The organism is Nostoc sp. NZL, assembly GCF_015714705.1.
In the GTDB taxonomy this organism is placed as follows: Bacteria; Cyanobacteriota; Cyanobacteriia; order Cyanobacteriales; family Nostocaceae; genus Nostoc; species Nostoc foliaceum_A.
On record NZ_WBKL01000177.1, the window covers coordinates 16,776 to 28,236 of the forward strand.

Here is an 11,461-nt window from a genome sequence, read left to right on the forward strand (position 1 = left end):
TCGTATCAGGTGATGTCTCTAACTCGAAGCACTGGTATAAAATCGCAACGCAAACCGCCAAAACCAAGTAGAAGCGAAAAACAGCACTACTGCCAATATTGCCGCACCTATCAACCAGCTAATTTCACTCCTACCCAATAGCGCTTGGGCTGGGACAGTAGTTAAAAATGCTACTGGCATCACAAAGGTGAAGAAAAAACGGTAAGCAGTAGGATATGCTGCAATGGGATATCGTCCAGCTTCCAACAAACCACGCAAAACTTCTGTGACGTTGTATATTTTGACGAACCAGATACTCATCGCTCCCAGCATAAACCACAGGCTGTACAGAATCACCAAGCTGAACAATAATGGCAGCACACCAAGTAGATAGTCGTCTATCCCTACACCGAGGCGTTTACCCGCGTAGCCAATAATAACACTACCAAAAATTAGATCCGGCATTCCCCAAGGTGAAAGGGTATGGGTGGAAAGCCAAAACTGACTGCGGATAGGTTTTAATAATATAAAGTCCAAAGTGCCTTCTTGGACATGGCGGACAATGCGATTTAAGTTCGATGCCAGAAAAGTAGCAGAAAAGCCTTGTAGTAAGGTAAAAAGTCCTAGAACTACTAAAGCTGCTTCCCATGACCAACCACTAAAAGTGTAGCCAGTCCGGTAAAACAAGAATAGTCCAAAAAGGCTACCGACAAGATTTCCCAAGCTGCTGAGGGTAGCTATGAAAAAGTTAATCCGATACTCTAACTCTGCTGCGATCGCAGCACTCCAAAATAGTCTTAGTACTTTCAAATATCTTTGCATCTTGCACCCTTATCCCAATAAGTTCCATCTGTCATGACATTTCCATAATTTACACAATAACTTTAAGGAAATTTAATATTACTTTTTATTCAGGAAAATTGCTAAACGTTAAGATGTTGTGGATCTATTGTTGAAAGGTAAGAAATTCTATGGATCTGGATTTACCAGAACTAATGAAATCACTCGGCTACTTTGAGGTATGAGCAATTATCTTTGCTGAATCTGGCTTGTTAATTGGTATATTTATTTACTAAATTTTGCTAAATCCTGGTGATATATGGCTAAACTATCTAACGAATTACAACGCTATTTTTTTGAGGAAGATCGACCCTCAAAAGTAACTTTGGCAGAGATTTTACTATTAGCAAAAGAAAGAATTTTTGGATTTTTGCTGATTATCCTGTCTTTACCTTCAGCTTTGCCAGTTCCAGCACCAGGATACTCAGTCCCTTTCGGCATCCTGATTTTCCTATTAGCGGTACAGCTAATCGCCGGTGCCAAAACCCCCTGGCTACCCAAACGGATGATGAATCATCCTATCCAACTCACAACAGTTCAGGGATTTTTGAAGGCAGGGATTCCTTGGTTAAAAAGAATTGAAGCGATCGCTCGTCCTCGTCTGAGCTATATCTGTACTACTTTACCAGGTAGAGTGACCATTGGTATAGTGATCGCCTTAATGGCAATTTCTATGATGATTCCGATTCCAGGAACTAATACCCTACCAGCAATGGGAATTTTTGTAACTAGCTTTGGCTTATCGGAAGATGATGGCGCTATTAGCTTGGGTGGTTTAGTTATGTGTGTGCTGGGGGCAGTTTTAACTACTTCCATACTTTTGGCATTGGTTTGGGGTGGTTCCAGTCTTCTTGACATCATCAAGACTTGGCTAGGTCGTTGAAATAGCAAAAATACTACTTAATATCACGATGGCTCCCTTAAACACCAACCTCTATCTGTTCTTAGAAAATCTCCTCTTTTTCCTAATTGCCACACTTTTTATTGTGGTTGTAAATTGGGGGTGGAAACAGACAAAGCCTTATACTCTACCTCTACCATTTCCCTCTTGGTATAAAATCTGGTTTGGCTCAGTGCAACTGCTAGGAGTACTGCTGCCATTAGTAGTTATGCTTTTGTGGGGTGTCTGGTGGGGCGATCGCAGTGTGTTAACTGTGCTTGGTTGGTATTTTATCGTATTAGGGTTGCAAATCATCTCTGAGAGAGTAACACTCAGACAGTTGCAAAATGTAGTGTGGGTGATGGTACCTTATATATACCTGCCTTACCGCTTCTGGCAGTTGTATGAGGGTTTGACACTTTTGGATTCCAAAAGCGAGTTGCAGTGGGTACGATATTTGTTGGTTTTTGAATTAGTGCTGTGGATTGTTAACTACGCCATAGATGTATCTCAATTGCCACGGCTGTTTCGCTGGGAAGTAAAATCAGACTCTGACCTTAGCTAGGGATTAAAATAATTCGTAATTCGTAATTCGTAATTCGTAATTCGTAATTCAGTTTTGTAACAGAGATTTAGACGCTGCTACAAAACTTACCGCTTGTTTGCTTTTTACTGAAACCCACAGAATTAGTTAATCGCAGAATTAGCCATTTTTACCAAAGAAGTGCGATCGCCTGCTTTCAACCCAACAATATATTGCACACCCTGTTGTCTCCAAGTCAAGGTAGCATCTGAGCAATTAGCACCACAAGTAAAATCCACAAAATAGCCAGTAATGCCCTTAGCTAAGGATACAGGTTTACCAGTAAGGCGCGGTGTTTTGCGGGTTAGAGCTTCAGCAGAAACAATGCCCAAACGACAGGCAGTTCCACCAGTACAATCGGGACTGAAACCCAGTAAAATTTCGTACTTTTTTTGCGTAGCAGCTTCTATAATTGCGTAAATTGGATTTTCTCCATCCGACTCAGGAATAAACTTCGGCAATAAAATCTTAATTTGAGTCTTTTGCTTTAATTTAGGCAGAATAGATTTAAAAACTGGGTGTGGTGAGGTTTTACTGTGCTGTGCTATCAATTGAGACTGGTTATTTATAGTAGCTATGGCTGACTTGTGAAAACTGCCAACACTGAATAGTAAAAATACGGCACACACAGCACTGGTATTTCTGAAGCTTAAAATCATCTTTTAGAACCTATTTCATCTAAAGTATTTATTTGTAATACCCATTTTGGGTATCCAATTACGTATTAAAGAGCGCTTGGAGTCAGCTAAACTGAAGAAGAAATTGCTTAATAAGTTTTAATAATTCTGTTATGAGTACTGATTCACCTGTTAATTCCCCCGATAAGTCTGAATCCACATTAGGGAAGCGTTTGAGAAACTTTTTAATTGTAATGGTAGCGATCGCTCTTAGCGTTGCCCTCGTTTTAGGATTACGAACTGAAACAACCTCGGCAACTCTAGCTAAATTAAGCGATTCGTCCACACCGTTAGAAGTAGCAATCAGCAATGGCAAACCATCTTTAGTAGAGTTTTATGCTGATTGGTGTACTGTCTGTCAGAAAATGGCACCAGATATCACTCAACTGGAAACAGAGTATGCTGACAAGATGAATTTTGTCATGCTGAATGTGGATAATACCAAGTGGCTACCCGAAATGTTGAAATATCGGGTAGATGGGATTCCCCATTTTGTATTTTTGAGTCAGCAAGGGGAAACCATAGCCCAAGCAATCGGCGATCAACCCCGGACGATTATGGCTAGCAACTTAGAAGCTTTAGTGACTGGTGCATCTCTTCCTTATGCTAAAGCTAGCGGGAAAGTTTCCAAATTTTCAGCCCCAGTAGCACCAACGGCTAGTCAAGATGACCCCCGCAGTCATGGCAGCCAAGTGGTAAATTAGCAAAAATAACCGACGACTGAAGTTCGGAGCGGACTTAATGTGATCGCCGACAAAATTTTACTTTTAAGCCATCACGAGAACGAGAAAACGGTAATAGATCCCTCTCAAGATTTTGTCCAGGGAGCAGTTCCCACTCATAGTTACGGATTAACAAGGCTGCAAACAACTTCATTTCCAGTTTGGCAAACTCTTTACCTAAACATTCTCTGATACCACCACCGAAGGGAATATGGCTAAAGACTTTTTGTTTGTCCTCAGCCCGTTCAGGAGCAAAGCGCTGCGGATCGAAACGTTCAGGCTCAGTATAAATATTCTGATCTTGATGAGTCTCCTGAATTTGGTAATGTACATTCCAGCCCTTGGGAATTAAGTACCCACCAAACTCGCACGCCTCAATCACCTCTCTAGATCCACTGCGAACCACTGGAGGGGTGAGCCGTAGAACTTCTTTGAGAACTTGCTCTAGGTAGGTCATTCGCTTGAGGTTTTCTTGAGTAAGCGGTTCTATGAACCCTAGCTGCTGTTGTTCTGCACGGGCAGCTTTTAGCACTTCTGGATGCTGGGCTAGCAGCAAACATAAGGAAGTCAGTGCTGAAGTCAAGGTTTCATGTCCAGCGACTAGCAATGCCAAAACGTTATCCTTCACTTCCTCTAAACTCAAATAATTTCCCTCCCCGTCTCGCGCTTGCAACAAGATTCCTAAGACATCTAGATTTAAGGTAGGATTTTGCTGGCGTTGATGGATCATCCGATTAATCTTGACGAGAAGTTGCTCACGAGCATGTACTGCTCGATCAAACTTACCTCCAGGGAATCGTATCGGAATTGATAACAATCCTTCTCCCCAAGTCTCATAGACTTTTTCTAAGTTCTCATCCGAGGCTGTATCAACCCCCACTAATAACTTACAGGCAATATCAAGGGTGTATTTTTTCAGTTCAGAATACCAGGTCATTTTACCCAAGCGTTCCCATTTATGCAGATAGGTGCGGGTTATTTCCTCCATTATGGAGATATACCCTGCTAAAGCTCTTGGTTGGAAAGCTTGTGACAACTGCTTACGTAGATTTTGGTGAGAGATGCCATTTTTCATCCCTATAGAACCTGCCCCCAATAACACCTCAAAACTTAAAGGGTTGGTCATCGCCAATATTTGTCCCTCGCTAGTGAACAGAAAACGATTGGCTTCTGCTCCAATCAGGACAATTGTCTTCTGACCTAACAAATGGGTTTTGAAGATTGTTCCATATTGCTGCTGTCGCTGCTCAATAAAATGTCCTGGATCGCGCAAATAGCTAATTGTTTCGCCAACGATGGGTAAACCTAAGCTACCAGGGGGTAAAGGGAGCCGCTCTTTAAAGAAAGTTGTCATTTTGATTGCTGGAAAAAAGGTATTATTTTAATTACGAAACAGTATCGTAAATTTTTAAAAGTATGTCAATCGGAAAGATTTCATGAATGAATCTGTCAAAAACTCACCCGGACGACCCCGGAGTGTGCGATCGCATCAAGCCATCCTGAAAGCGACCTTAGATTTGTTAGGGGAAGTGGGATATGAACGCATGAGTATTGAAGCGATCGCAGCCCGTGCTGGGGTAGGTAAACCCACTATTTATAGGCGTTATAGCTCCAAAGAAGAACTCGTAGCAGATGCGATCGAAAACTCAAGGGAAGAGATATTACTACCAGACACTGGCACCCTCTGGGGCGATCTTGAGCTAATTATTGAGAGTGCCGGCAGAACCACCCTCACTCCCTTGGGTCGTCAGATCAAAGCCTTGATTATCAGTACAGCCTCCAGTAGCCCACAGTTTGCCCAGGTCTACTGGACAAAATATCTACAACCCCGACGCCAAGCGTTCCAGGTTGTAATTGAGCGTGCAAAAATGAGAAACGAAATCCAGGCTGATACAAACAGCGATTTAATCTTTGACCTGATGAGTGGAGCGATGCTCTACGCCCAAATCTTCCCTCCTACCTCTGAGCCGTGGGAAGCATATATTCACCGTGCCCTAGAGCTTTTTCTCAAAAGTAACTTAAATACTTAATCCCCTTCATGCAATAGATTGGCGCTTGAGACGCTTATGAGCGTACATTAATTCGTCAGACTTGGCGATTAGTTGTTCTAGTGACATATTGCTTCCTGGTGAGTAACGCTCTATCCCCATACTCATCGAAAGTTCATAGCTACGGTTTTGCTGTTGATTAAAGTTGGCGATATTTGCTTGCAAACACGCTTGGATGCTATCAGCATCCTTAAAGTAGCTGGAGATGAAAACAATAAACTCATCTCCACCCAAGCGGGCAACAATATCTGAGTTCCGAAAACTTTGTTTGAGTAATCGAGCAGCATTAACAATTAAGGCATCTCCTATGTCGTGACCAAGGGTGTCGTTAATTTGTTTTAGTCCATCTAAATCAATGAAGATAACCCAGCACAAGACTCTCAGGCGATGAGCAATTTTTAATTGTTGTTCAGCCATCAAGAAAAAGCCACGTCGGTTATGCAAACCTGTTAGTTCATCAGTCAGCGATAACTGCCTTCCTTCAATCTCTGCTTCTTTGCGGTTGCGAACTTCCTGCATAAGTTCCATCTGAGCGATCGCCTGCCGAGTTAAGCGGCGCAGTGCATCCAACTGCTGGTAACTTAAAAAGCGAGGAATGGTATCGATTACACACAACGTTCCGAGGGGAAAACCATCGGGCGTAACTAGTGGGGCACCAGCATAAAAACGAATTTTTGGATTACCTTTGACTAAGGCATTGTTAGTAAAGCGATCGTCATTGATGGCGTTGGGAACCACAAATATATCCTCTGGTTGAAGAATTGCATGGGCACAAAAAGCCCACTCTCTGGGTGTTTCCCTAGCTTTTAGCCCAACTTTTGATTTAAACCATTGGCGATCGGCATCAACTAAGCTAATTAAAGCTATTGGAGTCTTACAAATGTAGGCAGCAAGAGCAGTTAGGTCATCAAACGCTTCTTCAGGTAGGGTATCCAAAATATTGTAGTGCGCCAATGCTTTGAGCCTTTCTGCTTCATTTTCAGGTAGAGGAACAGCTTGCGTTTTCACAGATGAGTGTCTAAACCTTAGCCAGGAAAGTCTGGTACGTTGGAAATTTTGCAACAACCGCAGGATTACCTCTCCAGCATCAAGGCTGCGTGATAGAAACATCTCTGCAACGAAAATCAATATTCGGTTGAATATACAGAAATATTCTATTATGTTATGTTCTTCATGCCTTTGGTTTGCTCTGTTGTTCATATCATCCTAGCTTTCACTGTGCAGATTCCCTGAGTATCTAGATACTTACAAGGTCTTGTGCCCAAAGCCAGTTTGAAAATGATCAATATAAACTAAAAATTATCAAAACTTATTATATTGTCAAAGTTCCGAGGGACGGCTTTCATCGGAACTTATCCTTCCATCAATCAATAGGCAACTAACCAGACTCACGGCAAAAATAAAAATGCGCGATCGCTAACACTAGTTCCTTAAGTTGAAAAACCCATTTTCTACTGACAAAGACCTTAGAGGATGTTTGAAAAGTATTTTTGGTAACATCTAAACCTAACCCCCCGAGCAAGCCTTCTCTACAAGGAAATGGGGGTTTCAAAGCCTCTCGACCTTTCTGGGAGGCTCATGAGCGATCGCTTAACTTTGCAGCACAGTCCTGATTATCTCTGCGCTTATATGCAGAGATAATCCAATATAGGGAAACTCAAAGCCTGGAAAGCTTTGAATTAAGTGTCATACAATCTCAAATGGTTGCTCAAGCCTCAAGAATGCGATCGCACTCTCTCTTGATTCCCTCTAAAACCAGAATATTACACCTATCGCCAATTTTATTGCGATATGCAAATATTTTTGCGAAAATTCATTTGCCCTTTGATAGAAGCAATTGGTGTGGAAACATCCTGACGCTCAGAAGTTGTCTCTGAATTCTTCTTTAGTAACGTTGCCTTGTACCAAAATAATTGGTATAAGGCAACGGTTGATACAGTTTGAAGAATCGGTTTCAGCTTTGATCCTTGATATGCAAGTAATATAAGCCGTAGAAAACTTACCAACCAATTCGGACGGATGGGTAAATTTTGCCCAAACAAAAAATTAGTAATTTTACTCAGAGGAAAATGCACGCAATATGAGCAATGCTGAACAAGCTGTGCAGAGATGAAATTACAGTTTTTAGGACAAAAATAATGGAGAGAGTAATGATTACCGAAGAAGACTTAGCCCAACAATTTACCCTTATTATTGAGCAAGCTCACCCAAGAGTGTGGGAATTACTACACCACTGCTATGTAAAAGTGCTAAATTCTAAATCAAAAGGAGTCTATATTGCTCATGCCAAATATATAAAGATTTACTGTCCTGACAGACTGATTGCTGCTGTAGTAGCAGAAAAAAATTTACTGATAGAAGTGGCAGAATATCTGGGGCTAGTTGAAGTTGTTTGCGTGAATGCTACTAATCTGTTACACGACCCCAAATCGAAGCTTAAGAATGTTTATCCTCAGTTGTGGTTAGATTTGCTGTGGATTGTTACGCAAAAGCAAGAATTATGAAAATTGGAGTTATCTCTTCTGCTGTGCATAACTTTGCTGCTAAATTTCTTAACACGATGGAATAATTTTCTCTCCCTGGAAGAATTTCCAATAACACATCAAGCTCGAATTAGTCCTTATATGACTCCAAAATCCCACTGCGAATCATTAGTTGTGGCCAAAACAACACAAAAAATCCCATCCACGTCATTACAGGGATAGAGACGAGAACTGTTAGCCAGATAGTTTTAAATAGTAACCAGCTACCACCAATTAGTGTTACACCTGTGAGAACTATAGACCAGGGTTGACACCACCAAGGTTTGTAGTTCCAGGGGCTTACGGGCTTTTGTTCAGACATTGGTTTTATTTAGTAAAACTCCAAATTTTTCTTTAACAATTTTTAGGGTAAATGATGTCCCAAAGTTCCAGAGTCGAACGTGTTGACTTTGCCCGCACTTCTCTACGAGAGGCTGCGCCCTAAGCGTAGCTATGCCGCAGGCTTGATAACAGAGCTACGTTACCATCGCAGGCATCGCTATCAATATTATCAAGGTTTTGGTAAAATTCGTGAGAAATCTTCGCCAAAACGACCCTTGAAGGCAATCTGTGCAGCATAATCAATGTTTTACACGACATGACATTGATATGAACGTGACGCGTTGGCCAGATATGCATCAATCCTTAAGCATCTCTAATAACTGCGCCTCGCTTAATTGGTTAATTCCCAAGGAAAGTGCTTTTTCTAATTTAGAACCGGCTTCTTCTCCTACTACCAAATAATCTGTTTTTTTACTCACGGAATCAGTCAATTTTCCACCAGCTTTTTGAATCAAAGCCTTAGCTTCATCTCGCTTTAAGGTTGGCAATGTACCCGTAATTACAAAAGTTTTACCTGCAAACTTTTGATTAGCATCACCAAGTATTTTTGTTTCCTCTGTGGCAGTTAATTGTAATCCTTCAGCCTGTAAGCGTTCTATCAACCTTTGGTTGGCATCAATCCGAAACCACTGGTACACAGATTGGGCAATTTCAGCACCGATACCGTAAATTCCTTCAATATCTGATTGCTTTGCTGTAGCTAACTGGTCTACAGTAAAATATTTCTGAGTCAACAATTGGGCATTCACACTGCCAACGTGACGAATACCTAAGCCATATAATACCCTTGACCAAGGTTGGTTTTTTGATTGAGCGATCGCATCCACTAATTTCTCTGCCGACTTTTTTCCCATCCTTTCTAATGCACACAATTCCTCTGCTGTCAACTCATACAAATCAGCAACGGAATGCACCAAACCTTTATCAACGAGTTGATGCACCAGCTTTTCGCCCAAGCCTTTAATATCCAACGCATCACGACTTACCCAATGTTCAATGGAACCTTTGAGAATCGCTGCACAGGAAGCATTGACGCACCGAGTCACCGCCTCACCTGATTCTCGCACCACTAGTTGACCGCAGACTGGGCAATGAGTGGGCATAACGAAAGGTTCAGTGTCAGGGGGACGGAGTTCTTTGAGTACCCTCAGCACTTCTGGGATGATTTCCCCAGCTTTGCGGACAATCACAGTATCGCCAATGCGAATGTCTAATTGAGTAATGCGATCGCTATTGTGTAAAGTCGCGCGAGAAACTGTTGTCCCCGCCAGTTGCACAGGGCGCATCTCGGCTAACGGCGTTAACGCCCCCGTTCGTCCCACATTTACAGCAATATTTTCCACACGAGTGGGTGCTTCTTCGGCTGCGTACTTTAACGCGATCGCCCAGCGAGGAAATTTCTGCGTAAAGCCTAGCTGTTCCTGAAGTTTAAAAGAATTCAGTTTTACTACTACCCCATCAGTCATGTAGGGTAAATTCAGCCGTTCCGTATCCCAGTATTCATAATATTTTGCCACTTCTGCGATCGAGGCACACAGTTTATGGTTGGGGTTGACTCGAAAACCCATCTTTTCCAATAACTCCAAAGCTTCCCATTGGGTATTGGCAATACTAGTGTCATCTCTACCAGGAATGTGCAAGGTGTAGCCAAAGAAATCTAACCGCCGTTTAGCGACAATGCGCGAGTCTAGTTGCCTGAGTGTACCAGCTGCGGCATTACGGGGATTGGCAAATAACTGCTCACCCGCTTTTTGCCTTTCCTCGTTAATTTGTTTAAATACTTCCAACGGCAAAAAGGCCTCGCCGCGTACTTCCACCCTTTCTAGAATTTCTAACCCTTCAAAATTCAAACGCAAGGGAATTGAACGAATTGTCCGCACATTTTGGGTGATATCTTCACCCGTCACTCCATCACCCCTAGTTGCCCCCCTTACTAGAATGCCATTTTGATAGGTAAGAGCCAAAGCCGAACCATCAATTTTGAGTTCACTGACATATTCCACCGAGTCTATTTTCGGTACTTGTCGCCGCCAACGCTGATCCCAGGCTTGCAACTCATCGATATTAAATGCATTCTCCAGACTGTACAGGGGGATATTATGCCGCACCGAGGTAAACTGGGTTGCCGGCCTCTCACCCACGCGCTGAGTCGGACTATCGGGAGTCGCCAATTCTGGATATTGAATTTCCAGTTGTTGCAATTCTCGATATAGCTGGTCATAGACTGCATCCTCCATAATTGGAGCATCTAAAACGTAATAAGCTAAACTTGCTTGTTGCAATAACTGGCGCAGTTCTTCTGTGCGTTTTACTTCCGGCTTAATCTGGGTCATTAGACTTATTACAAAATACCTAGGGAATAGAATAGCCTGCTTGTGCAGGCTTTGTTTTGGTAGCCGCGACTTGTGGTTGTTGGGATTTAGCGATCCCAGTCTTCGACTTCATATAAAAATCGAGTTTTGCCAATCAGTTTACGATTAGCAGAGGTACTTTAGACAAACACAACATACTTTTCTAGGTTACTAGGTTTAATACGAATCTTTGTATCCATCGGTAGACCTAACATTTCTCGTGCAGCGCCACCTTCAAATAAATCACCCGTTGCCCGATCCATTAGGATAATTTCTTTTTGAGCCTGGATAGTTTCTGTTTTTGTAAATGATAAAGATTGGGATTTATGTAATACTAATTCGTAACATTCTGGTGCATCTTTGCCACCAGTAGGTTCGACATTTTGCACACAATCACAGATAGCATCAACATCACCGGATATATTAAATGTTTTAGTTAAGTAAGTCGGTGCAATAAAACCAAACTATGTAAACAAAAGTAAATAAGGCTCAAACTCTTTCTCCCCCTGCTCCCTGC

At 42.1% G+C, this 11,461-nt stretch carries 13 protein-coding genes; 6 read left to right on the top strand and 7 right to left on the bottom strand.

The genetic code is table 11. The features are described 5' to 3' along the window. Positions 1 to 18: 18 nt before the first annotated feature. On the bottom strand, positions 19 to 801 hold the full coding sequence (locus tag F8R90_RS26860) for an ABC transporter permease (protein ID WP_196513216.1): 783 nt from the start codon (positions 799 to 801) through the stop codon (positions 19 to 21). A gap of 277 nt (positions 802 to 1,078) precedes the next feature. Between F8R90_RS26860 and F8R90_RS26865 the strand changes: the two genes are divergently transcribed. Together F8R90_RS26865 and F8R90_RS26870 are read left to right on the top strand one after the other, a co-directional pair. Next, positions 1,079 to 1,702 (top strand): exopolysaccharide biosynthesis protein, encoded by a 624-nt coding sequence (locus F8R90_RS26865; protein ID WP_196513217.1) that lies wholly within the window; start codon positions 1,079 to 1,081, stop codon positions 1,700 to 1,702. Between the two features lie 28 nt (positions 1,703 to 1,730). Beyond that, positions 1,731 to 2,264 (top strand): hypothetical protein, encoded by a 534-nt coding sequence (locus tag F8R90_RS26870; protein ID WP_196513218.1) that lies wholly within the window; start codon positions 1,731 to 1,733, stop codon positions 2,262 to 2,264. A gap of 122 nt (positions 2,265 to 2,386) precedes the next feature. Here the strand turns inward: F8R90_RS26870 and F8R90_RS26875 are convergent, their stop codons facing one another. Beyond that, positions 2,387 to 2,941 (bottom strand): hypothetical protein, encoded by a 555-nt coding sequence (locus F8R90_RS26875; protein ID WP_196513219.1) that lies wholly within the window; start codon positions 2,939 to 2,941, stop codon positions 2,387 to 2,389. Between the two features lie 131 nt (positions 2,942 to 3,072). On the opposite strand from F8R90_RS26875, the gene F8R90_RS26880 reads away from it, so the two are divergent. After that, entirely contained in the window at positions 3,073 to 3,663 is a 591-nt protein-coding gene (locus F8R90_RS26880; RefSeq protein WP_196513220.1) for a thioredoxin family protein, read from the top strand. Between the two features lie 34 nt (positions 3,664 to 3,697). Here the strand turns inward: F8R90_RS26880 and F8R90_RS26885 are convergent, their stop codons facing one another. Continuing rightward, positions 3,698 to 5,035 (bottom strand): cytochrome P450, encoded by a 1,338-nt coding sequence (locus tag F8R90_RS26885; protein WP_196513221.1) that lies wholly within the window; start codon positions 5,033 to 5,035, stop codon positions 3,698 to 3,700. 82 nt (positions 5,036 to 5,117) lie between these two features. Between F8R90_RS26885 and F8R90_RS26890 the strand changes: the two genes are divergently transcribed. Next, positions 5,118 to 5,711 (top strand): TetR/AcrR family transcriptional regulator, encoded by a 594-nt coding sequence (locus F8R90_RS26890; RefSeq protein ID WP_196513222.1) that lies wholly within the window; start codon positions 5,118 to 5,120, stop codon positions 5,709 to 5,711. A gap of 6 nt (positions 5,712 to 5,717) precedes the next feature. Here the strand turns inward: F8R90_RS26890 and F8R90_RS26895 are convergent, their stop codons facing one another. Then, entirely contained in the window at positions 5,718 to 6,929 is a 1,212-nt protein-coding gene (locus F8R90_RS26895; protein WP_196513223.1) for a sensor domain-containing diguanylate cyclase, read from the bottom strand. A gap of 950 nt (positions 6,930 to 7,879) precedes the next feature. On the opposite strand from F8R90_RS26895, the gene F8R90_RS26900 reads away from it, so the two are divergent. Beyond that, positions 7,880 to 8,233: a hypothetical protein gene (locus F8R90_RS26900; protein ID WP_196513227.1), complete on the top strand. Its 354-nt coding sequence runs from the start codon at positions 7,880 to 7,882 to the stop codon at positions 8,231 to 8,233. Between the two features lie 109 nt (positions 8,234 to 8,342). On the opposite strand, the gene F8R90_RS26905 is transcribed toward F8R90_RS26900, so the two are convergent. After that, complete coding sequence (locus F8R90_RS26905; RefSeq protein ID WP_190894472.1) at positions 8,343 to 8,573, bottom strand: DUF6737 family protein; 231 nt, start codon at positions 8,571 to 8,573, stop codon at positions 8,343 to 8,345. Between the two features lie 79 nt (positions 8,574 to 8,652). On the opposite strand from F8R90_RS26905, the gene F8R90_RS26910 reads away from it, so the two are divergent. Further along, positions 8,653 to 8,832 carry a hypothetical protein gene (locus tag F8R90_RS26910; RefSeq protein ID WP_196513224.1) on the top strand — a complete coding sequence of 60 codons (180 nt, stop codon included), beginning with the start codon at positions 8,653 to 8,655 and terminating at the stop codon, positions 8,830 to 8,832. A gap of 57 nt (positions 8,833 to 8,889) precedes the next feature. Here F8R90_RS26910 and ligA read toward each other — a convergent pair whose 3' ends face one another. Both ligA and F8R90_RS26920 read right to left on the bottom strand, forming a co-directional pair. Beyond that, entirely contained in the window at positions 8,890 to 10,926 is a 2,037-nt protein-coding gene (ligA, locus tag F8R90_RS26915; RefSeq protein ID WP_196513225.1) for an NAD-dependent DNA ligase LigA, read from the bottom strand. A 158-nt stretch (positions 10,927 to 11,084) separates the two neighbouring features. Further along, positions 11,085 to 11,333: a hypothetical protein gene (locus F8R90_RS26920; protein WP_230966917.1), complete on the bottom strand. Its 249-nt coding sequence runs from the start codon at positions 11,331 to 11,333 to the stop codon at positions 11,085 to 11,087. Positions 11,334 to 11,461 lie beyond the last annotated feature (128 nt).